Source organism: Anaerolinea thermophila UNI-1, from assembly GCF_000199675.1.
In the GTDB taxonomy this organism is placed as follows: domain Bacteria; phylum Chloroflexota; class Anaerolineae; order Anaerolineales; family Anaerolineaceae; genus Anaerolinea; species Anaerolinea thermophila.
Genome location: NC_014960.1, coordinates 2433561 through 2456024, shown reverse-complemented (window position 1 = coordinate 2456024; position 22464 = coordinate 2433561). Strand labels below are relative to the sequence as shown.

The window sequence follows — 22464 nt, the reverse complement described above, 5'->3', positions numbered from 1 at the left end:
ATTTACAGGCAGTTTGTCGTTTTACAGGTAGTGCATATGGAAAAGATTCCATCATCTGAGATTACCCCCGAGCATGTCTATTTTTCCCGCCGGCGCTTTCTTCGGGAAGGCGCTTTGCTGGCAGGCGCGGCGTTGCTGGCGGCATGTGCGCCTCAGATATCCCGGGAAAGTGCCTTAACGGCTTCAACTCCGACACCGATGCCGGATCGCCCCAATACCTACGAAGAAATTACCAACTACAACAACTTTTACGAGTTCAGTTTCAGCAAAGAAGCCGTTGCCAAACTCTCTGCCGGGCTGGTAACCTCTCCATGGGAAGTGCGCGTCGAAGGTTTGGTACGCAATCCCGGCATATATGACCTGGATAAAATTCGCAAGATGTTCGATCAGGAAGAGCGCATTTATCGTTTGCGTTGTGTGGAGGGATGGTCGATGGTCATCCCCTGGGTGGGTTTCCCCTTGCATAAGCTTCTTAAAATAGTGGAGCCTGCTTCAGAGGCTCGCTTTGTGCAGTTCACCACTTTGTACGATCCGCAGCAAATGCCGGGCCAGAAAAATAAGATGTTTGAATGGCCCTATGTGGAAGGACTGCGCATGGATGAAGCCATGCACGACCTCACCATCCTTGCCACCGGCATTTATGGCAAGGATTTGCTTCCCCAAAATGGCGCTCCCATTCGCCTGGTGGTGCCGTGGAAGTATGGCTTCAAGAGCATTAAGTCCATCGTCAAAATTGAACTGAAAGCCGATATGCCCCCCACCTTCTGGTCAGAAGCCTCTCCCGATGAGTACGGTTTTTATGCCAATGTCAACCCTGAGGTGCCACATCCGCGCTGGTCGCAAGCCAGCGAGCGCCGCATCGGGGAGTCCGGCAGGCGCCCGACGCTCAAATTCAATGGTTATGATGAGGTAGCCCCCCTTTACGAGGGAATGGACTTGCGACGGAATTACTGATTTGAAAAAGAAACGGAGCCCATAAGAAAGGCTCCGTTTTTCATGCTAACCAATCTCTGATTATTTTCCACTGTGCATTTTCTGGATGCGCCGTTGCAGGTAGGGCGAGAAGTATCCCTCGTAACGGGCTTGCAATTCGGGCAGTTGCCAGTCATTGCCGGTGACCTTTCCGCGGCAGGTAGGCTCGCCACAGTGACATTCAAACTCGTCATACGGACTGCTATCGCTCATGGCGTAGTCAAAGCAGACCTCTTCATCGGGTTCAATATCCCGCATGGCAACCAGTGCAATCTGCCCGAACAAGCCGGCATTGGGATTGCAGGAATGATTGAACATATCTGCAGGTTCGTCAATTCCCAGTGGAATCAAGTAGATTCCCTCATCTACCTGAATGCCGTGCGTAGCCTGTTCAATCGGAACTTCGTCCAGTTCTTCTTCTGTCACTACTCTGCCGCCCCATACGGTGATCAGTTCACCTGCGTGGATTTTCTCACGTGCAAATACTCCATAGCCACCCTTATCGGGACAGCGCCGGGCTTCTACTTTGGGGGAAAGATAAGAATAACGTTCTGGTTGCTTCATGGTTTCTCCGTTTTTCATTTGTCGGTGGCTATCATATCAGGGAATGGCTTGAGGTCAAGGGATAACTTCTAGAGAATTTCCTCTTCCGGAATGACCTGATACACCCGAATGAGCAAGCGTTCCCAGGGCTCGTTTCTTGGATGAAACTTGACTACTTTGGCTTCCAGTGGAATGCCCTGATCAGCAATTCGGGCAGGAATTTCGTTCAGACTCCGCGGAATATATCCCAGGTGTTGCCCCTGCAGAGTATGCACAGCAATAGCGTTTTCATCGTATAGGTTTTGCGGTTCTCGCACCAGTTTTAGAGGTACCCCGGACTTCAGCGTTTTTGCTACCCCTCGACGCATCCCTTCGTGATACTGGAATCCGGCAACGTGGGTTTCCAGCAATACAATTTTCTGCCTGCTGGGTATCTTTTTTCGGGCGATTGGCGCAATGATTGTCCCTGCTACCATCCCCAGGAGCGCTTTGAGAAAATCTCTTCGAGAGTCCATAAGATTCCCCCGAGTCAAGCCTTTTTTTGATTATAACCAATTTCAAACGTTTGGAGTGTTCTTGGGAGACACCCTTAACTGCTTTCTGGGAGATGATGGGGGAAAGGGAGTCCTGCCAATTCCCAACGCTCTGGCGGGACTTCGGCAATCCTCAGTGCAGTAATCAGTAAAGTTTCCGCACGATTCTTAAGAGATGCACAATTCATTGGAGATGAATTCAGTTCTTCAGGGCTTTGAAAAGTTCTGCGATCCCATGCCCGGCAGGCTCCACCGCAAAGATAGCGGTAAGCGCATTCCTTACAGGTTTGACGGGTATCTACCGTATGATGGGAAAGACTCTGGAAGAAAGAGGAGGAAAGAATTTTCTCTATTCCATTGACTTCCAGCACATTTCCAAGACGCAATGAGGGGGAGTTCAAGGCGTAGCAGGGGTACACATTGCCATCTGGTTCAATATACAGATTTTGTCCCAAACCGCAGGAAGAAGCGGGGGTAAAACCGTACGCCAGTCGTTCTTCAGCGGTCATGCTGAACCATACTGCCTCAACGGGTAAATCCGGGTAAGTGTGCGAGGCTCTGCCCAGCGGCAAGAGCGGGCGAATGCGCACCCGCCGAATACCCAGGCGCTTTGCCAGTTCGCGAACATGTTCTCCTTCAGCGCCACGGGCTTGGGACAGAGGCAGAACCGCTGCCAGAGAGACCTCGGCTTTTCCATGCATGGAAAGAAGCCGTTGAAGATTTTCCACCGTACGTTGATAAGCGTTTTCCCCTCGTCGGGCATTGTGGGTTTGCGGATCGCCATCCAGACTGACGACAACTTCATGGGGAGCATTTGCCAGAAGGCGCATTGGTTCATCGGAAAGGGGAGAGACCAGGCTGGTGCGCAAAACAATGCGCATAGGCGATAAATCCTGCTGCAACCCTTCCAGGTGTTCCAGTAGCGGGAAAATTTCAGGATGGACAAGCGGTTCTCCGCCGGTGATGACAAAATGGCGGAAGCCTGCCCTGGAGGCTTGTTGTGCCAGTTCAATGGCTTTCTCTGCAGGGAAGGCGGGTGAATGTCGTCCACCTCTGGCATAACAGTGATTACAACGCAGAGGGCACTCAAAAGTGATATGGAGGTAAAGATTGTTGCGTGAGTTCTCAGGAGAAGTAAGCCGTTGATGCAGAGATTCCAGCGCTTTGCGGGCTCGCTCGGGGTTGCCAATCACCCCCGCCATGCTCAGCCGCTGATGGGCTTCCTCCACACTCTGAGAGGCACCCAGAGCAACCACTGCCAGGGTTTGTCGTGCGTGTGTCATGGCTTCAGTTGGGTGCGGACGTCCGCTCATCAGATGGAGAAGAGTGCCCTTTTGGAGCAGGTGAGGTGTGGGTGAGTCCACAACTGCCTGAAGGTTTTCCGCCGAAAAGGCTTCCCGGGTTGCCTGTTCGGTGATCTCGGTAAAGATTTGCTGGTAGGCTGGGCAGTAGGGGTCGCGAATCTCACTGGAAAATCCTTGCGGATTCTGCGCCAGAACGTTATATGGACACCCGCCGCGGCAAATATCCACAAAGGGACAATCGCCACATCGTTCCTGGATGGCTTTTTGGCGTTGTAAAAAGGCTTGCCAAACCGGGGATTGCTGGATTTGCTCCTGGCTTTGCCAAATGGTTCCCATGCGATAGTGCGGGTTTCCCATAAACCGCTGACAGGGATACACGCTCCCATCCGGACCAACGGTAAGATACCCACCCAAACAATCGCCAAAGGTACAGATTCCCCCTTTCCCCCGGGCAATTGAACGAGCAATGGCATCCAGCGTTTCAATGCGAATTCTGTTGATATTCTTCAGGTAATAGGGGAGCACCTGTACCAGCAACTCTCCATATCGTTGAGGGGGAAGCACCCATTCGGGTGTGACGTGTCCCGCTCCGTTCAGCATGGGTTGGGCTGGATGAATGGAGATGTTCAGCCCTTCGCGGATGAAAAACTCAAGAATTTCTTCCCATTGTTCCGCGCTTTGACGGGTAAAAGTCACAATGCATCCCACTGCCAGCCCTTTCCGGCGGGCTTTTTCAATTCCCAGCATGGTGCGGCGGAAGTACCCTTTCCCGCGCTGAGCATCGTTGATGTGTTCAGGACCGTCCAGACTGGTTCCCATCGAGACCCGGTGCTCGGCAAATAAATCTATCAGGGCATCATTCAACAGCCAGAGATTGGACTGCAAATTAAAGCGAATGTTCTTCTCAGGGTTTTGATTTTGTAGAACATCGAATGCGTTTCGAAAAAATTTTACCCCTGCAGTCAACGGCTCGCCGCCATGAAAAGTGATTTCAAGCGTTGAGGCTTTTTCCTCTCCCAGCCAGGATGCAGTTCTTTCCAGCACCTGTTTGTTCATCGTTTTGTCTTTTTGATGGGGTCCAAAACAATATTGACAGGATGCCGGACAGCCCGATGAAGGCACAATCATGCGATGCAGGGTCATATTCATGATTATAATCATCAAAGACACAAACGTTCTTCTGGAACTTTCCCATATTTTGAACGTCTTATTTTCTGAGCAAGAAAAGGAAAGGAAGAAAGAGGATGAAGAAGAGGATTTGGTTAATTCCTGTGATTTTAGTATCCATTTTAGTGTTTACAGCGTGCAATCTTCCCATTGCCCCGACCAGTACACCTCAAAACCTTGCCAGTACCCTGGCAGCACAAACCCTGGAAGCCATGATGACGCAGGTAGCCGCCAACCCAACCCAAGAACAGGGTACGCCTGCTCCGACTCTGGTTCCGGCGACGGCTACCCCGGGTCCTACGAATACCCCTGCGCCCAGTCCTACGGCAACCCCTGTTCCCATTCCCTGTGACGCTGCTGCTTTTGTTGGAGATGTGAACATTCCGGACGGTACGGTCATGGCGCCCGGACAGAAATTTAACAAGACCTGGCGCATTAAGAACACCGGTTCGTGCACATGGACGAAGGATTACGCGGTGGTGTTTGTGGATGGAAATGCCATGGGGGCTTCTGCGGCGGTTAATTTAACCGGTCCGGTGGCACCCGGGCAGACGGTAGATATTACTGTGCCGCTTACCGCTCCCTCTCAACCCGGTACATATCGGGGAAATTTCAAACTGCGCAATCCCAATAACGTGGTCTTCGGTACCGGTGCAAATGGACAGTTCGCTTTTTATGTGGAGATTAAAGTAGTTCCACCTGCCACCGGCGATGGCTACAACTTTGTGTACAACTTCTGCAATGCCGAGTGGAGTAGTGGAGCGGGGTTCCTGACTTGTGGCGGCAAAGATGGCGATGCCAAGGGCTTTGTAATTTATCTGGATAAGCCGCGACTGGAAAATGGCCAGGTGGATAATGAACCTGCCTTACTGACTGCCCCGCAGAACATCAATGATGGGGTCATTCGTGGCAAATATCCCGCGATTAAGATCAAGTCGGGAGATCGTTTCCGCGCCATAGTGGGCTGTGAATATAACGCCAAGAATTGTAATGTGCGCTTCCAACTGGATTACCAGATCGGGGATGGAGCGATTCAAACACTGGCTTTCTGGAATGAGAGTTACGAGGGCAGTTTTACCAGTGTGGACGTGGATTTGAATGCCCTGGCAGGCAATGATGTTCGCTTCATCCTTACAGTGCTGGCGAATGGCTCTGCCGATGGTGACCGCGCCCTCTGGCTCATGCCGCGAATCCTCAATGTGCCGCCCACGCCTACACCAACTACCCCACCGACAGCCACCCCATAAAATTTGCGTTTTCCCCCTTGTGTGGAGATTGCCCGCAAGGGGGATTTTGTTTTAATCAGATGAATTTTGTGCGATAATGGAGAAAATACAGGGTTGGGAGAAAATCCATGCCTTCCTCATTTTATTCTGCCCGGGTAATCTTTGCCAATGGGGTTGCCGCTTCGGGAGTGCAGGTGCGCTTGTTTGACCGCGATGCGCCCGATGGCGAAGACGATGACCTGACCATTACCCCTGGAACAAGCGATGCGCAGGGGTTCTTTACCGTAGAATACGACCCCTCCCGTGCGCGAGATGTTCACCTGGTGAGGCGGGTAGAACCGCGCAATCCACCCTGGGATTGGACGCCTGTAGAGCGCGAGATTCTTGAACCCGATCCGAATGATACTTTTATACCTTATCTTCTTTTTCAATACGCCCTTCAGGACCAGGAAGTCAAAGCAGTGGCGGATTTAAAGTCTCTTCATCATACGTACGTTCTTCCCGAAGTGGCGCAAAAGCCATTTCAGCCCTCTACCCATGGGTTTCGCTTTGTGAATTCATTTCCCGGTTTTTTCCTGCCTTTCAGCATTCCCTTTTTCCCTGAAAGTCAATCCAACAGCGTGTACGGTTTATGCGGTGGAATGTCTGCCGCGGCACTGGATTTTTTCTTCTTCAACCTGCCTGTGCCACCCCGTACACAGGTTCCGCCAACGGGTTCCCCCCTGCATCAATACCTTTACCAGCGCCAACTGGACTCGTTTGGCAGGTTTGGGGAGGTCATCCGTCGTTTCATTGAGTGGATGGGCTTGCCCGATGAAGGTGAGAAGGGGACACTCAAGCGCACCCTGGACGAATTTGAAAAAATCCGTGCACGCCTCAACAACTTTACCCCTGTTCCTCTGGGGATTCAATATGTTAAGTGGCGTGATACTCATCAGGTCTGGCAGAATCATCAGGTTCTGGCTTTGCGTTACGAACGCCCTGCCACCGGGCAGATTCGACTGTATATTTACGACCCCAACTACCCGGGGCGAGATGATGTGTTCATTGAAGCCCACAAAGTCGATGCCGGGCAGGGGAAGGAAGGACTGCGTTGTTTCCAGCGTGTGGGTAATGAGCGGACTATTCCCCTTTATGGTTTTTTTGCCTTGAAGTATCAGCCCCTTCTTCCCCCTGCCAGTGCGATTTCGGGTTAACCCAAAAGTGTCCCCATAATCAAACTGGCGAATTTTCTTTTTCTTGCTACAATAGAAGTGAAGAATTTAGCCCAAATTCATCCTGTTTGAGTGGAGGTGTGCCTATGTCATCCATGAAGACCACCCTGGAGGGCTATGCCAGTTACCGGGGTCGGGAAGGTCACTGGTCATTCCTGCTTCATCGTATTACGGGTTTGGGGGTCGTTCTCTTCCTGGCGATTCACATTGTAGATACTTCGTTTGTCTATTTTGCGCCGCAGTTGTACGATGAGGTGCTGAATGTGTATCGCTCCACCATTTTTGGCTTGGGTGAAATTGCCCTGGTGTTCTGCCTTTTTTTCCATGGTGTAAACGGGCTGCGTATTGCTTACCTGGACTTATTTGCCCCGCAAAACTGGACTATAGAGAAGACCCGCCGATCGACCTATGTTGCCCTCATCGTCACCCTGGTGTTGTGGCTGCCATCTGCGGGCTATATGCTGTATAAGTTGCTGTATCACAATTATGGGTTGTTCGGGGGATAGGAGGAAGCCATGACAACGACGACTCGACCAGTAAAAGTCAAACGAACGTTTGAGCAAACCGCATGGCTGTGGATGCGTTACAGTGCCTTCCTGCTCATCCCGTTGGCTTGGGGGCATATGATTCTCCAGGATGTGGTCGTAGGAGTCCACAGCATAACTTCAGAGTATGCCATTCAACGTATTGCCAACCTGGGATGGAAGATTTATGACATTTTCCTGCTAGGGTTTGCCTTTGCTCATGGCATGAATGGCGTAAGGCAGGTGGTTCGGGACTATATTCGCAATCCAAAAACTTTCCAGATTGTTAGTATTGTCTTGCTGGTGGTCTGGTTTGTCATTACCTTGATGGGAGCCATTGCTTTGCTGGCGATTAACCAACCCATTGGAGGATGAGGAGAAAAAACGTCTATGGAAAACCTTCATCAGTATGATGTGATTGTGGTGGGTGGTGGTGGTGCCGGGTTAATGGCTGCGATGTATGCTTCACGCACGGCAAAAACGGCAGTGATCAGTAAACTCTATCCGGTGCGTTCGCATACGGGAGCGGCACAAGGGGGCATTGGCGCCGCCTTGGGCAATCTGGAAGAAGACCGCCCTGAGTGGCACACCTTTGATACGGTCAAGGGCTCGGACTACCTGGGCGATCAGGATGCCATTGAGTTTATGTGCAACGAAGCCGTGCAGGCAGTCTATGACCTTGAGCATATGGGATTGCCTTTTTCCCGAACCGCCGATGGACGTATTGCGCAACGTCCCTTTGGGGGACACACCAACAACGTGACCGGCAAGCCGGTGCGCCGTTCCTGCTACGCCGCTGACCGCACCGGACACATGATTCTGCAAACCCTTTATCAGCAGTGCATCAAGAACCAGATTGTCTTCTATGATGAATTTCAGGTCATGGATGTGCTGATCCGCGATGGCAAGGTGGCGGGAGTGGTGGCTGTGGAACTGGCGACCGGCGAACTGCACGTCTTTCAGGCAAAAGCCGTCATCATTGCTACCGGCGGGCATGGGCGCATGTGGGAAATCACTTCCAACGCTTATGCCTACACAGGCGACGGCGCCGCGGTGGTTGCCCGCCGCGGTATTCCTCTGGAGGATATGGAATTTTTCCAGTTCCATCCTACCGGCATCTATAAACTGGGCATTCTCATCACCGAAGCGGTGCGCGGCGAAGGGGGGATTTTGTTCAACGCCAAAGGGGAACGCTTCATGGAGAAATACGCCCCGCGCATCAAGGATCTGGCGTCCCGCGACGTGGTCAGCCGTGCCATGTATCTGGAGACTCGCGCCGGTAACGATGTCAACGGACAGCGCTTCTTCTACCTGGATGTCACCCCTGAAACGGTGAATAAGTATGCTGAACTGGACGGGCGTACCCGCCCGGATGGCACACCTTACCGGGTGACTGCCGAGGAAATCCGCAGTAAGATTCCCGATATTACCGATTTCTGCATCACCTACCTGGGGATTGATCCTACCAAACAACCGATTCCGGTACAGCCGACTGCCCACTATGCTATGGGAGGCATTCCCACCAATAAGTTTGGCGAGGTAGTCATTGACTCCAACAACACTGTCTTGCCGGGCTTGTATGCCGCGGGGGAGGTGGCTTGTGTGTCAGTGCATGGGGCGAACCGTCTGGGAACGAACTCGCTGGTGGACTTAATCGTCTTTGGCAAACATTCCGGCTTGCGCGCCGCCGAGTACGCGCTGGGTGCTGATTTTACACCCTTACCTGATGATCCAACTGCTTTTGTAAGGGAACAAATTGAGCGCCTGCGCAATGGCAGCGGTAAGGAACGCGCCGCACAGATTGGACGGGAACTGCGCTCGACCATGTTTGATTTGGTTGGTGTATTCCGCACTGAAGAAGGACTGACGCAGGCAATGGAGAAAATTCAGGAACTGCGTGCCCGCTTCCGCGAAGTGCGGGTTGCCGATTCGGGCAAGGTGTTCAACATGGAATTGATGCAAACCTGGGAACTGGGGAACTTGCTGGATCTGGCGCTGGTGACCACCCGTTCGGCGCTCGAACGTCGGGAAAGCCGTGGCGCTCATGCCCGCGATGATTACCCGGCGCGGGACGATGTCAACTGGTTGAAGCACACTCTTGCCTGGCTTGAGGGCGACTCAGTGCGCCTGGATTACAAGCCTGTGGTGATTACCAAATACCAGCCTAAGGAGCGGACTTACTAGGAGGAGTTATGCAGGTCAAATTGCGTGTTTTCCGCTTCGACCCGGAACGGGATCAAAAGCCCCGTTATGATACCTTTATCATGGACGTGGACCCCAATGACCGGGTTTTGGATTTGCTTGAATACATCAAAGCCGATTTTGACCCCACCCTTGCCCTGCGCCGCTCATGCGCGCATGGAGTGTGTGGTTCCGATGCCATGCGTGTCAACGGGCGTAATTATCTGGCATGTAAGGTCCTGGTGAAAAACCTCAATGCCGACACCATCACGGTTGAACCGCTCCTGGGATTGCGGGTCATCAAAGACTTAATTGTGGACATGGGACCCTTCTTTGAGAATTACCGCTCTGTCTTGCCTTATCTGATCAACGATGAGCCTCTTCCTGAGGATGGGAAAGAGCGCCTCCAATCCCCGGAACAGCAACTGCGCTTTGAGGACACCACCAAGTGCATCCTCTGCGCGGCATGCACCACTTCCTGCCCGTCTTTCTGGGCAGATGACCGCTATGTGGGACCGGCGGCAATCGTCAACGCGCATCGTTTTATCTTTGATAGTCGTGATCGCGCCGCCGAAAAACGTCTGAATATCCTTAACGAGCAAATGGGGGTGTGGCGCTGCCGTACGGCGTTCAACTGTACAGAAGCCTGTCCGCGGGAGATTCACATTACCCAGGCCATTGCTGAAGTCAAGAAAGCCATTATTACCGGGAAAATTGAGTAGTGGGTAAAAAATAACATTTCCGGGCTGTCTGGTGGCTCTTTCCAGGACAGCCCGGATTTATTCTTAACGGATGGGGAAAATTCTCAAACGGTAGGCTTCTCCGGATTGTGTGACCCATACCTTTACTTTTTGTTCCCCAGGAAGGATCTCCAGCCGGGCATGGGGGGCTTCCACCGTAAATCCGTTGGGGTATTGATATTGGGGAACATACAACTCGGTGGGCATGGAAATAGATACATTGGGTTTGAAGGTATATTCAAACACTTTAGTGCGAATATCAAAGGAGAGAGCAACCGGGTCTCCGGCAGTGGCAATTGGGTAGGGCCTCAACACGGATTCCAGCGCTCTTCCACCGGAATGGATGTCAGTGGGGTTCTTCTGGTCATCACGGCTGAAGATAGAGAGGTCTTCATCGTTCCATTGATCTCCATGTTCGCGGTCGTTGTCCGGGGTGTAGTTCCAGATGGTGTACGATAGCAGATTCTCTTCCAGCGCTCGCAGTGAACGATTCATGGCTTGAATTTGCGCGGAGTAATCCCCGGTTCGAAAGGCACGTTTCCTGGACAAATCAAAAGGAATGCCCACTTCGCCAATCAGCACCGGACAACCCATTAAGTACTGTTGCGCTTCTTCGATATACCGGTGAAGTTGCTGGCGGAAAGAGCGCTGGATGGCTTTTTTTCCAAAAATTAACTTTTCAGTAAAGAAATCCACACCAATCCAGGGGTAGTATTCTTTCAAAATGAGAGTGATACTATCATACCAGTGTGGCGCATAGACAATATTCTGAACGTCATCTGCTCCCCATCTCGGTGCGGGGCTGGAAGGTTCTGTTTCAAGAAAAATGATTGCCTCTGGCATTTCTTCTCGAATTTCACGTGCAAAGCGGTTGGCAAAGGGGCGATAGAAGTCCTGGTTGAAGTCAAAGACGTGGCCGTCTTTCTCGTAAAAATGATGTGGACGCAGTAGGCGCGGTGTGCCATCAGGACCATAATCCCAAATGCCATTGATTCTCCAGATATCCTCAAACCCTTCTTTCCACAAACGTACTCCTCGGGGATTGAGTAAACGTTTACCAACACGACGGTTTCCACGCAGGTCAATATCCCAAATGTGCACTTCCTGTGGAATTCCAGAAGCCAGCAACATGGATTGCAGTGGGGTGGGAAAATCTCCAAAACGCAGGCGTCCGCAACAGTTCCGCAGGTCTTTGACCCCAATATAACCTTTTGCAGGCTCGTTCATGGTATCAAAGCCTACGACGTTGGGTAAATCTTTCAAAGTATGTGCCACTTTTCGTATGGCGGCGATATAATGCCGTTGTAAAAATTCCTGTGCCGATTCCCCCTCAATGGTCGTTTGAGGCGCCAGGTCCTTCCCCGCAAAGAAAAGCGCATACATGGTTGCGGCAGCCAGTTTGTGGGCATTGGTGGGCCAGATCATTTTAGGGAAGGGATCGCCATGGAGGGCATGCACAATCGCCGCACCGGTGTCGTGCAGGCGGGTCAGGTCAAAACCCACTATTTCCAGCGTCCAGCCGGGGGCGCCATCTCCACCGGTAAAGCGAGACCAGACATCCTGATGGGGGTCAATGAAAACCCGTATCTCGTACTCTGCGGCGATGCGCAGGACCTCATGAATGTATTCCAGATAGGCTTCGTCGTAGATTCCTGGTCCTGCATGTTCTATGGCTTCCCAGGTGACCAGAAATCTCAGAAAAGTAAATCCCCACGTCTTAAGACGCTGAAAGTGCTCCCGGGCTTGTTCCAGTGGGAAAGGACGTCCGATAAACGACACATTGCGATGGTCAAAGAAGCCTTCCCGCCGATAGGTGGCACCTTTGGGATAGGGAACTTTACTGCTCCCAGCCAGATTTACACCGCGCAGTATGAGTGTTCGTCCGTATTCATCCACAAACCGTAGATTTCCTGTCTTGATCTCCATGGCTTTACTCCCTCCTCAAGATGTAGATATGCTTTTTGGCAGGACGGTTTTAGTCGAATGGCAAGAGAAAAACACACGCAAGATTGCTATAATGATTATAGAAGAAGTCCTCCATGGAAAGGAGGTGAAAAGAATGTACGCGACTATTTTGCGGGGACAGGTTAGTCGTGAAAACTGGGGGCGTTTGCAAACCGAGTACGAAAAATTGCTTCTTTCCAAACCGGAGGAAGTGCTGGAAACCTTTTTGTTGCAGAGCGAAGACCAGCCCAATCTCTGGCAAATTGTGACCCTCTGGCGCAGTGAAAAAGCCTTTAGAAAGGCGGTAGAAGAAAAGAAAACAGAGGCGTGTGAAGCCCTCTTTTGCGATATGGGAAGTGTACCGGAACGTCTTCACTTCCATGTTCGCAGAGGGTTTGAACGAATTTAATACCTTTCTATTCCCCAGAGGGGTAGAGTTTGTTTTCTCTACCCCGTTCATTTTAATTGTGGATATGTATATACAATTTGATGATAAATTACCTTTACTTTCTGGAAACCTATCACATGACATTTACCGGTCGTTTGAAGTATAAGCGAAGAAGCATAATTTTTCCCCGGAGGCATGCCTCATGCTGGATTTATTAATTGGTGCAGGCATCCTGTTCTGTGCTGTTAAGGCAATGCAGGAAAACCGCTTGCTGGTCTCCGCTCTTTGGTTAGCACTGACCAGTGCGCTGGTCTCGTGGATGATGTATCGGGTGGGCGCAGCAGAAGTTGCTGTCGTCGAACTCAGCGTTGGCGCCGGACTGGTGACGGTTCTCTTCGTATTTGCCATCAATATTGCCGGAGACGAGTCGCTTACCCGCCAATCTCTGGTTCCACGCCCCCTGGCGTGGTTTGCGGTGGTTTTCTCCATGGGTTTGCTGGTTTGGATGATTATGCCGACTCTGCAAAGTGAACGGATGCGCGCTGTGCTGGAACAAACCGGAGTTCTGGCAGGCCTGTTTCGTTCTGTGTTGTGGGAAGACCGCCGCGTGGATACCCTGATGCAGGTGGTGCTTTTCTTTGCTGGCGCGCTGGCGGTGTTAGGGCTGATTGGCGAACAAAGAAAATCTCACGAGGAGAGTGAGTGATGTTTTACCTGCCTAATATTGTCCTGGTAGTAGTACTGGCTTTGTTGGGAATTGGCATTTACTGCATCCTGATCAGCCGAAATCTCATTAAGGTGGTGGTGGGCTTACAGATTGCCGTCAAGGGTGCTTTTCTGGCGCTGGTGCTGGCAGGAAAACTTGCCAGCCAGATCGATGTTGGACAGAGCATTGCCCTGACGGTAATTGTTGCCGATACCATTGTGGCAGTGGTAGCCCTCGCGCTGGCGGTGCAGATTCGTCGCAAATTTGGTACGCTGGATGTTCATGCACTCATGTCGTTGCGGAGGTGAGCGTTGACCGCGGGCATTTTGCTTCTCACAATCCTTCTCCCCTGGGCGGGAGCACTTTTTGTCTGGCTGGTGGGGAATGACCATCCGCGCCTTCAGCACAGCCTGGCGGTGGGGTTTTCGGTGGCTGGCGGGGTAGCCGGGTTAGTCTTGCTGGGGTTTGCCTCTCGGGATGAACTGGTGGTACTTTCTATTGGAGGGGCATTTGGGAATTTTACCTTCCGCCCCGATGGCTTGGGAGTATTTCTTGCCGCCATTGCTACGGTGATTGGTTCCCTGGCGGTCATTTTCTCGGTGGATTACATGCATAACGAAGCCCAGTTAGGGCGTTATTACTCCCTGGTGCTTTTCTTCATCGGGAGCATGTCCGGTTTGGTGCTGACGGGCAATCTTTTCCTGATGTTTGCTTTCTGGGAAATGACTGCCCTGTGTTCCTATGCATTGATCTCTTTTTATAACGATGACCCCAAAGCCGTAGCCGGCGGTATCAAAGCCCTGATTATGACCCAGGTAGGCGGTATCGGGTTGTTGATTGGTGCCATCCTTTCCTACAGTTACCTCGGCACAGTGGAAGTCAATGTTCTTTTAGAGAAGGCTGGTGCTTTGCCTTCCAATGTGCTGGGCATCATTGCCTTTGGGTTCCTAGTCGCCGCAGCGGCGAAATCGGCGCAGTTCCCCTTTCAAACCTGGTTGCCCGATGCTATGGAAGCCCCAACCCCGGTCAGTGCCCTGATTCATGCCGCTACCATGGTCAATGCCGGGGTGTACCTGCTGGCACGTTTTTATCCTGCCTTTGCCGGAGTTCCTGGTTGGCGAGAAGCGGTAATGGTGGTGGGAATGCTTTCCGCTCTACTGGCGGGCTTGATGGCACTGGTGGCTACCGATCTTAAGCGAGTGCTTGCTTATTCCACGGTCAGTCAGTTGGGTTACATGGTCTATGCAGTGGGGGCGGGTGGAGTATTTGCCAGCCAGTTCCATTTGTTCTCTCATGCCATTTTCAAAGCCCTCTTGTTCCTGGGGGCTGGTGCAGTCATTCATGCCGCAGGCACGCGAGATATGCGTGAAATGGGCGGTTTGGGAAAGCAAATGCCCTTTGTGCGCACGGTGTTTGTCATCGGTGCGCTGGCTTTGGCGGGCATTCCCGTGCTGAATGGCTTCTGGAGCAAAGAACTTGTCCTGGAAGCGGGTTTGCAGGGCGGCGCAACCTGGATGTTTGGGGTAATGCTTTTCACCGCTGGTTTGACGGCTCTGTACACCTTCCGATGCGTTTGGATGGTGTTTTACGGAGAAGCCCATAGCCATTCTCATGTCCATGATGCTGGTCCCGCTATGAAAACAGCGTTGGCTCCCTTAGCCGCCGGTACGCTCCTCTCATGGCTTCTGGCGGGTAATTTTGCGCATCTTTTGGAGAAAACTCTGCCCTACCATGAAATTCATGCCCTCACGCTTGTGGAAATTCTGGAAGAGGTCATCCTTGCGCCAGCCACCTGGATTGCACTTGGCGTGGTGGGGTTGGGTATTCTCTTCTGGGTATTCCGCGATGCCTTGCGTCTATGGCAAGAGGTCTTTGCCGGAATTGGGCAAATTGCCCGGCAATCGTTCGGTTTCGAATGGCTCAATCAAGCCATTGTGCGTACCACCATGCAGGTTGCCGAGGATTTGCGGAACCTGCAAACCGGTGTCTTGAACTGGAATGTTCTGGCAATTGCGTTGACGTTGCTGGTGGTCGTGGTCATTCTTTCGCTGGGAGCGTAAATCATGGATGCTGGACGGGCTCTTTTGTTGCTCCTTCTCATTCCTCTGGCGGCTTCCCCTGTCATCTATCTGATAGGACGCCTGAGTGTATTGCGCCGGGGAAATGGACTCTGGTTTGCTCGCTGGTTTACTTTGATTGCGTATTTGGGAATGTCTTTCCCGCTTTACACTCTGGGAAGATACGTCCTCGAAATCGGCCCTGTGGATTTGAAAATCGGCAGAATCGTCCTTCAAATGGATGGGGTGGGGCTATTCCTTGCGATCACCGTTTGGGTGCTTTCCACCCTGGTGACCATTTTCTCCTTCCCTTACATTCGTGGAGAGGAGGATGAGGAAAAGTATTACGCCCTTCTGCCGGCTCTTTCTGCCACCATGATTGGTTTGGGGTGCACCCGCGATCTGTTCAATTTGTGGGTGTGGTTTGAAGCCATGGCAATTACCTCGTACCTGCTGGTGGCTTTTTACCACCATCAGAAGGGGGCGTTGGAGGCGACCGTTAAATATCTGGTTCAGTCAGCGGTCGGCTCCATCATGATTCTGCATGGGATTTCCCTGGTCTTTGCCAAAACCATGACGCTCGATTTGCAGGAAATCCCCTCCCTGATGGCAGACTCCGGGCTGTTCGGACTGGCGGCAGGTGCGCTGTTTGTGGTAGGGTTTGGGGTGAAGATTGCCCTTGCACCGTTGCACACCTGGTTGCCCGATGCTCACTCCCGCGCCCCCAGCGGGATCAGTGCCATGCTTTCGGGAGTGGTCATTGAAAGCGGTCTGGTGGCATTATTACGCGCATTGGGAGCGCTCTCTCAGGTTTCCTCGGCATGGGGAGCGTTGCTGTTAGCCTTTGGGGCCATCAATATGCTCATCGGCAACCTGATGGCGCTTCGGCAGGAAGAGGTCAAGCGCATGCTGGCGTATTCCAGTGTAGCCCAGGTCGGGTATATGCTGGTTGGTTTTGGGGTAGCCATGGCATACGGCATTGCCGATGGCGCAGAAGGCGGTTTTTACCATCTCTTCAACCATGCCTTGATGAAAGGACTGGCTTTCTTAGCCGTTGGGGCTTTCCTGTATGCGCTTTACATTACCAAAGGCAGCCATGCGCCGTTGATGGTCTCGGATCTGGATGGTGCCAGCAAGAAATACCCTCTGACCGCCTTTGCGCTCAGTGTGGCTTTGCTGGCGCTGGGTGGCTTGCCGCCGTTGGCGGGGTTTGTCTCCAAATGGCAGATTTTTGTGGCAGGTGCCGAGGTGCGCAGTACGCCATTGTTGTGGTTGATCATCTTTGCCGGGTTGAACAGTGTGCTCTCTCTCGGGTATTACGCACCGCTCATCAACCGCATGTATCGCAATCAACCCTCTGAAGTCGTGCAGCATGGTCAGCCTATTGCCCTTTTGATCTCCCTTCCCTTGCTGGTTTTGACCTTTGCCATTGTGTTGATTGGCTTCTTCCCCGGCTGGATGATGCCTTTGAACGCATCGGCGGCATCGGGCTTTCTGTCGGCATTTGGCTTTCGATAGGAGGTAGAGAATCTTATGGAGATACTCTTAACGCCCCCGGTAGCACTCTTGATTTATATCGGTGTGGTTCTGCTGATTGTCTGGTTCGGACGGCAATTGGCGGGAATTTACCACCGTGATCCTCTGAAGAGTCAGTTATACGCCTCGGGTGAAGAAGCGCCAACTTATCTGGCGGCCCCTGGATATCGTCCTTTCTTTCTGGTTGCCCTGTTCTTCGCTCTGTTACATTTGGGAATGCTCGTTTTGGGTTTGAGTCAGTTCTCTACCGCTTCCCTGATTTACGGCGTTGGACTGGCAATTGGTTTGCTGGTTTTATTGCTCGGGTAAAAGACAGGAGGCTTATCGATGACGGAACAAACCTTACGATCACCGTGGCAGGAAGTGCTGGATAAAGTGCGTTTATGGGCGCGTGTCAATTCGCCCTGGGCAATTCACTATAACAGCGGTTCCTGCAATGGATGTGATATTGAAATTGTGGCTACTCTTACCCCACGCTATGACCTGGAACGCTTTGGGGTAAAGTTAGAGGGCAGTCCTCGCCATGCAGATGTTCTGATTTGTACCGGACCTGTAACCCGTCAATCTAGAGACCGCCTGTTGCGCATTTATCATCAAATGCCCGAGCCCAAGTTTGTGGTGGCGGTGGGTTCCTGTGGGCTTTCGGGTGGGGTGTTTCATGGATTATATAACATTGCCGGAGGGATTGACGAGGTGCTGCCGGTTGATGTGTTCATTCCGGGATGTCCACCCCGACCTGAAGCCATTATTTACGGATTGGTACAGTTGCTGGAAGGCTTAAGAGGACGTGAGCCTTCACCCGAGGTGAAAGAGATGTTGCGTCAGGCGGCAAAGGAGGAGAGACCATGACCGTAGAAGAACACCTCGCACAGGCGAAGAAAATTGTCGAGCCTTTTGCCGTAGAGATGGCTTCACCTGACCCCTGGCGATTGGATGTGGTAATCCTGCCTGCAAATCTGATTCCCGTTCTGCAAGCATTGAAGGATGCGCATTGGGGGTATCTCTCTGCGATTACCGGGCTGGATTACCCGCCGGCTGATGGACAGGAGGGGCAACTGGAAGCCCTTTATCATCTGGTGATGAATGGGGTAGTGCTTACCATTCGGGTGAAAGTCCCGTATGCTCATCCGGAATTGGAGAGCGTTTGCCAGGTGTATCCGGCGGCGTCGCTTTATGAGCGGGAATTAATGGAAATGTTTGGATTTGTCCTGAAGGGAACACCCAGCACGGAACGATTACTGCTCGCTGATGATTGGCCTCAGGGGGTGTACCCGTTGCGCAAGTCCTTCCAGAGTGGCAAAGCACAGGAGGAACAGGCATGACCTCTGAACGAAAATTTATCGTACCTATTGGGCCTCAGCATCCGGCGCTCAAAGAACCCGGCCATTTTGAATTTACGGTGGATGGCGAGATTGTCACCGATGCCTCAGTGCGCCTTGGATATGTGCATCGAGGCATTGAAAAAGGTGCAGAAGAACGCTCATGGATTCAGGACCTCTACCTGTTTGAGAGGGTGTGTGGAATTTGTTCCCACGTCCATGCCACTGCATTTGCCCTGGGCGTGGAACGGCTTGCTGGGGTGGAAGCGCCGCCGCGTGCCCAGGCAATCCGCTCGCTGGTGGCTGAAATGGAACGCATTCACAGCCACATGCTCTGGTTGGGCGTGGCGGCGCACGAAGGCGGTTTTGACACCCTCTTCATGTATTCCTGGCGTGATCGCGAAATCGTCATGGACTTGCTGGAAGCCCTCACAGGTAACCGGGTCAACTATTCCGCCAACGTGCTGGGCGGGGTCAAGTGCGATATCACCGATACCTTGCGCGATCAGATTCTGCGTGGCATGGATCAACTGGAAGAGCGCATCCAGCATTATTTGAATGTGGTCACCACGGATCGAACCTTCCTTGCTCGTACGGAAGGAGTTGGGAGGATGACTCGTGAGCAAGCCGATTTGTTCGGTGCGGTTGGACCCACTGCGCGGGCATCTGGTGTTCCCAGGGATGTGCGTGTAGATGCACCCTATGCCTTTTATCCCACCGTGCCTGTTCAGTTAATCACGGATGAGCGCGGGGATTTGCTGGCGCGCTTTGTGGTGCGTATTAAGGAACTCTTTGAAGCCGTGCGGCTTATCCGGGAAATCCTCGCTCATTTGCCTGAAGGTGAGTTAACCGTGCGGATGCCTCGCCGTATCCCCGCCGGCGAAGTCATCAGCCGGGTTGAGGCACCGCGTGGAGAGTTGTTCTATTTCATCAAGAGTAACGGCGGCGAAAAGCCTGAACGGGTCAAAGTGCGCACACCCAGTTTGTGCAACTGGGGTTCGGTGATGCAGGTGGCGGTAGGCCATAAACTGGCAGATATGCCCATGATTCTGGCTGGAATTGACCCCTGTTTTTCCTGTAACGACCGCATGATTCAGTTGAAGAGGAAAGATTCCCGGCAGTGGATGACCTGGGAAGACTTACGCCAATACGGAATTGAGTACTATAAAAAGGTGCTATGAATAACTGGTCTGTACACCCTCTGATTGCCTTGTTCCTGTTCCCGGGTGGATTGTTTTTGTTCCTCTGGGGTTTGTTCTACGAGTGGATTGACCGCAAACTGGTAGCGCGGTTGCAGAATCGCGTAGGTCCGCGCTGGTATCAGCCACTTGCCGATTTGGTTAAACTGCTCGCTAAGGAAGAAATTGTTCCCGAGGGGAGCGATCCCACCCTTTTTTACCTTTTACCCGTCTTAGCCCTTGCCTGCGCCCTGACTTCCGCGCTTTATCTTCCCATGGCAGGGTTTATGCCGGCTTATAGTTTTCGTGGGGATTTGATCGTTGCGCTTTACTTACTTTCGATGCTGACCATTGGGCTTGGAGTAGCCGGCGCAAATACCCCCAATCGTTTCTCTCTGATTGGTGCTACCCGCACCCTCACTCAGTTGTTTTCCTATGAAGCGCCATTCCTTCTGGCGTTGCTGGGACCTGCCATTGTCGCGGGTTCCTGGCGGATTGCAGAGATCAACTTCTACACCCAGCAACAACCCCTCTGGTTGATGGTCACGCAGCCGATTGGTTTCCTGGTCGCTCTGGTGGGATTGATGGGCAAATTGGAACTCCCGCCTTTTGATGCGCCGGAAGCCGAGACGGAAATTGTCGCTGGGGCATTGACGGAGTACAGCGGGCGCGGGTATGCGCTGTTCCGTTTGGGAAAGAATGTTGAACTGGTGATTGCCCTGACGCTGGTGGCTACATTCTATCTGGGAGGATTGGCGAATCCATTGCAATTCCTGTTGAAAACTCTGGGGTTGCTCGTATTCCTCGCAGTCCTCCAGACGTTGTTTGCCCGCCTTCGCATTGATCAAACTGTTGGGTTGTGGTGGCGCATTGGCGCTTTACTGGCGGTGGCACAGTTATTAATTTTATTCGTCATGAAATTGGTGTAAGGAGGCTGTCATGCGAAAGCGCCTCGGTACCATGGTTGGCGATGTAGTGCGGTCGGTTTTCAAAAAACCTGCCACGCAGTTATATCCGTTTGAGCGGAAACCTGCGCCGGTTGCTTTTCGTGGAAAACTTGTTTGGGAACCGGAAAAATGCGCGGGATGTATGCTTTGCGTTAAAGATTGTCCGGCAAATGCCATCGAACTGATCGTGCTGGACAAGGTCAATAAACGCTTTGTGATGCGTTATCATGCGGATCGGTGTATTTATTGCGCCCAATGTGTGGTGAGTTGCCGATTCAAATGCCTGGATCTCTCCGATGAGGAGTGGGAACTGGCTTCTACAGGGAAAGAGCCTTTCACGGTTTACTATGGAAAAGAAGAGGATATCGCCTTTTTACTGGAAAAAATGGCTCGCGACAACGCTGGAGAAGGCCCTTCCTGCGGAGAGGAATAATACCTCTCTTGTCTTCATGGGGATTGGGAATCCGCTGAATGGCGATGACGCTGCCGGAGTTGTTGCCATTCAAAGGTTGCGAATAGTTTTGCGACGTAGAGGAGCAACGGAGGAAGGCATCAGTGGAGATGCCTCTTCTTTTTTCCAAAGAAAGATGGTTCTCATCGAAGCCAATCAAGCCCCGGAGAATTTTACGGGTTTGCTCCGACAAATTTCTCCGCAGATTGTTTTTTTGATTGACGCCGCCTGGATGGATTGTGCTCCCGGAACAATTTGTGTCATTCCCTGGCAGGAAATGGGGGGGTTTAGCGCGTCCACGCATGTCCAACCGCCCTCGATGTTTGCGCGTTACCTTACCGAGCAAATTGATTGTCAGGTTTTCACTCTGGGAATTCAGCCCCAGTCTCTGGAATTTGGCTCTCCATTAACTCTACCTGTCCAGCGTTCTGTGAATCGACTGGTTAGGGAACTTTCCCGTTCCTTTTCAGGGAATAATGTCATCTCTCAGGGATGATTTTTTTGAGTTGCAATGGTTTTCATCTGGCATACAATTGGAGTTTATTCTGCCGTCTTGTGGAGTGATGACGTATGTCAGAATTAAGTGTTGCCCAGCAACAGGAAAAAAAGCATGCGGCTTTGACCTCGGTAATTGCCGCAGTAGGACTGACCAGTTTTAAGATTGTAGTGGGAGCCCTGACCGGCAGTTTGGGAATTTTAGCCGAAGCCGCCCATTCGGCTTTGGACTTGGTGGCGGCTCTCGTGACTTTTCTTGCGGTCCGAATCTCAGGAAAACCGGCGGATGAAGAACATCATTACGGCCACGGTAAGGTTGAAAGTCTCTCTGCTTTGTTTGAGACTCTTTTGTTATTAGCCACGTGCGTTTGGATTATTTACGAAGCGATTCAGCGTCTGTTTTTCAAAGTAGTAGAGATTGAAGTTTCGGTTTGGGCATTTGTGGTGATGGTAGTATCCATCATTGTGGATGTTAATCGTTCCAGAATGTTGTATGCCGCCGCTCGTAAGCATAATAGTCAGGCGCTGGAAGCTGACGCTTTGCACTTTTCCACGGATATCTGGTCTTCGAGCGTGGTCATTCTTGGATTGACTGGGGTTTGGATAAGTGAACGGGTGCCGCAATTGAAATTCCTTCAACATGCCGATGCTGTTGCTGCTCTTGGGGTCGCGGTGATTGTCATCTTCATCAGTATGGAACTGGGGATTCGTACAGTTAAGGGGTTAATGGACACCGCGCCTCAGGGGGCAGTGGAAAGCATTAAGAAAGCCGTAGAAGAAATTCCGGGTGTGATCAATTGTCATCAAATTCGGGTGCGTTCCTCTGGAGCAGAGGTCTTTGTAGATTGCCATGTGGTGGTCAGTTCCGAATGGAGTCTACAGCAAACGCACGACCTTGCTGACCAAATCGAAGCCGTGATTCAGCAACAATTACCCGGGGCAGACGTGACCGTACATCCTGAACCAGGAGCAGCGAATCCATCCACGACGAAAGAGGCGATATAAGTTCCTCAATCTCTTTGTGGTAAACTATCTTTTT

General features: G+C 51.9%; 24 protein-coding genes. 20 read left to right on the top strand and 4 right to left on the bottom strand.

Annotation, left to right across the window (positions count from 1 at the left end):
* Window positions 1-36 precede the first annotated feature (36 nt).
* Window positions 37-954 carry a protein-methionine-sulfoxide reductase catalytic subunit MsrP gene (gene msrP, locus ANT_RS11085; protein ID WP_041454987.1) on the top strand — a complete coding sequence of 306 codons (918 nt, stop codon included), beginning with the start codon at window positions 37-39 and terminating at the stop codon, window positions 952-954.
* Window positions 955-1014: 60 nt separating this feature from the next.
* Here the strand turns inward: msrP and ANT_RS11080 are convergent, their stop codons facing one another.
* The 3 genes from ANT_RS11080 to ANT_RS16515 form a co-directional block, all read right to left on the bottom strand.
* Complete coding sequence (locus tag ANT_RS11080) at window positions 1015-1536, bottom strand: SET domain-containing protein (protein WP_041454984.1); 522 nt, start codon at window positions 1534-1536, stop codon at window positions 1015-1017.
* A gap of 68 nt (window positions 1537-1604) precedes the next feature.
* On the bottom strand, window positions 1605-2030 hold the full coding sequence (locus ANT_RS11075; RefSeq protein ID WP_041454982.1) for an HIRAN domain-containing protein: 426 nt from the start codon (window positions 2028-2030) through the stop codon (window positions 1605-1607).
* 74 nt (window positions 2031-2104) lie between these two features.
* A complete protein-coding gene (locus tag ANT_RS16515; RefSeq protein WP_013560615.1) occupies window positions 2105-4501 on the bottom strand; it encodes a TIGR04083 family peptide-modifying radical SAM enzyme in 2397 nt (798 codons plus the stop codon).
* Between the two features lie 95 nt (window positions 4502-4596).
* Here ANT_RS16515 and ANT_RS11065 point away from each other — a divergent pair, with 95 nt between their 5' ends.
* The 6 genes from ANT_RS11065 to ANT_RS11040 all read left to right on the top strand — a co-directional run bounded on the left by ANT_RS11065 (window position 4597) and on the right by ANT_RS11040 (window position 10386).
* Window positions 4597-5766 carry an NBR1-Ig-like domain-containing protein gene (locus ANT_RS11065; RefSeq protein WP_013560614.1) on the top strand — a complete coding sequence of 390 codons (1170 nt, stop codon included), beginning with the start codon at window positions 4597-4599 and terminating at the stop codon, window positions 5764-5766.
* A gap of 107 nt (window positions 5767-5873) precedes the next feature.
* Window positions 5874-6941, top strand: coding sequence for a transthyretin-like family protein (locus tag ANT_RS11060; protein WP_013560613.1), 1068 nt, complete (start codon window positions 5874-5876; stop codon window positions 6939-6941).
* Between the two features lie 104 nt (window positions 6942-7045).
* A complete protein-coding gene (gene sdhC, locus ANT_RS11055; RefSeq protein WP_049784893.1) occupies window positions 7046-7465 on the top strand; it encodes a succinate dehydrogenase, cytochrome b556 subunit in 420 nt (139 codons plus the stop codon).
* 9 nt (window positions 7466-7474) lie between these two features.
* The gene (locus ANT_RS11050; protein WP_013560611.1) at window positions 7475-7858 is read left to right on the top strand and encodes a succinate dehydrogenase, hydrophobic membrane anchor protein; all 384 of its coding nucleotides are present in this window, start codon (window positions 7475-7477) and stop codon (window positions 7856-7858) included.
* Between the two features lie 15 nt (window positions 7859-7873).
* The gene (locus ANT_RS11045; protein ID WP_013560610.1) at window positions 7874-9667 is read left to right on the top strand and encodes an FAD-dependent oxidoreductase; all 1794 of its coding nucleotides are present in this window, start codon (window positions 7874-7876) and stop codon (window positions 9665-9667) included.
* An 8-nt stretch (window positions 9668-9675) separates the two neighbouring features.
* Window positions 9676-10386 carry a succinate dehydrogenase iron-sulfur subunit gene (locus tag ANT_RS11040; protein ID WP_013560609.1) on the top strand — a complete coding sequence of 237 codons (711 nt, stop codon included), beginning with the start codon at window positions 9676-9678 and terminating at the stop codon, window positions 10384-10386.
* Window positions 10387-10449: 63 nt separating this feature from the next.
* Here ANT_RS11040 and ANT_RS11035 read toward each other — a convergent pair whose 3' ends face one another.
* Window positions 10450-12330 carry a glycoside hydrolase family 5 protein gene (locus tag ANT_RS11035; protein WP_013560608.1) on the bottom strand — a complete coding sequence of 627 codons (1881 nt, stop codon included), beginning with the start codon at window positions 12328-12330 and terminating at the stop codon, window positions 10450-10452.
* 133 nt (window positions 12331-12463) lie between these two features.
* On the opposite strand from ANT_RS11035, the gene ANT_RS11030 reads away from it, so the two are divergent.
* From ANT_RS11030 to ANT_RS10970, 13 genes are all read left to right on the top strand, one after another.
* The gene (locus ANT_RS11030) at window positions 12464-12757 is read left to right on the top strand and encodes a hypothetical protein (RefSeq protein WP_013560607.1); all 294 of its coding nucleotides are present in this window, start codon (window positions 12464-12466) and stop codon (window positions 12755-12757) included.
* Between the two features lie 181 nt (window positions 12758-12938).
* Window positions 12939-13442, top strand: a complete 504-nt coding sequence (locus tag ANT_RS11025) for a hydrogenase subunit MbhD domain-containing protein (protein ID WP_013560605.1) — start codon at window positions 12939-12941, stop codon at window positions 13440-13442.
* Window positions 13442-13750, top strand: a complete 309-nt coding sequence (locus ANT_RS11020) for an NADH-quinone oxidoreductase subunit K (protein ID WP_041454979.1) — start codon at window positions 13442-13444, stop codon at window positions 13748-13750. The genes ANT_RS11025 and ANT_RS11020 overlap by 1 nt, the downstream gene beginning before the upstream one ends.
* Before the next feature lie 3 nt (window positions 13751-13753).
* A complete protein-coding gene (locus tag ANT_RS11015; protein ID WP_013560603.1) occupies window positions 13754-15502 on the top strand; it encodes an NADH-quinone oxidoreductase subunit 5 family protein in 1749 nt (582 codons plus the stop codon).
* Window positions 15503-15505: 3 nt separating this feature from the next.
* Complete coding sequence (locus ANT_RS11010; protein WP_013560602.1) at window positions 15506-17017, top strand: complex I subunit 5 family protein; 1512 nt, start codon at window positions 15506-15508, stop codon at window positions 17015-17017.
* Window positions 17018-17032: 15 nt separating this feature from the next.
* Window positions 17033-17344 carry a hypothetical protein gene (locus ANT_RS11005; RefSeq protein WP_013560601.1) on the top strand — a complete coding sequence of 104 codons (312 nt, stop codon included), beginning with the start codon at window positions 17033-17035 and terminating at the stop codon, window positions 17342-17344.
* An 18-nt stretch (window positions 17345-17362) separates the two neighbouring features.
* The gene (locus tag ANT_RS11000; RefSeq protein WP_013560600.1) at window positions 17363-17884 is read left to right on the top strand and encodes an NADH-quinone oxidoreductase subunit B family protein; all 522 of its coding nucleotides are present in this window, start codon (window positions 17363-17365) and stop codon (window positions 17882-17884) included.
* Window positions 17881-18357: an NADH-quinone oxidoreductase subunit C gene (locus ANT_RS10995; protein WP_013560599.1), complete on the top strand. Its 477-nt coding sequence runs from the start codon at window positions 17881-17883 to the stop codon at window positions 18355-18357. The genes ANT_RS11000 and ANT_RS10995 overlap by 4 nt, the downstream gene beginning before the upstream one ends.
* Window positions 18354-19535, top strand: a complete 1182-nt coding sequence (locus ANT_RS10990) for a hydrogenase large subunit (RefSeq protein WP_013560598.1) — start codon at window positions 18354-18356, stop codon at window positions 19533-19535. The genes ANT_RS10995 and ANT_RS10990 overlap by 4 nt, the downstream gene beginning before the upstream one ends.
* A complete protein-coding gene (locus tag ANT_RS10985; RefSeq protein WP_013560597.1) occupies window positions 19532-20461 on the top strand; it encodes a complex I subunit 1 family protein in 930 nt (309 codons plus the stop codon). Before ANT_RS10990 ends, ANT_RS10985 begins: the two co-directional genes overlap by 4 nt.
* Before the next feature lie 10 nt (window positions 20462-20471).
* Window positions 20472-20912, top strand: a complete 441-nt coding sequence (locus ANT_RS10980; RefSeq protein ID WP_013560596.1) for a 4Fe-4S binding protein — start codon at window positions 20472-20474, stop codon at window positions 20910-20912.
* Between the two features lie 16 nt (window positions 20913-20928).
* On the top strand, window positions 20929-21426 hold the full coding sequence (locus ANT_RS10975) for a hydrogenase maturation protease (RefSeq protein WP_013560595.1): 498 nt from the start codon (window positions 20929-20931) through the stop codon (window positions 21424-21426).
* A 74-nt stretch (window positions 21427-21500) separates the two neighbouring features.
* A complete protein-coding gene (locus tag ANT_RS10970) occupies window positions 21501-22430 on the top strand; it encodes a cation diffusion facilitator family transporter (protein WP_013560594.1) in 930 nt (309 codons plus the stop codon).
* Window positions 22431-22464: the final 34 nt, after the last annotated feature.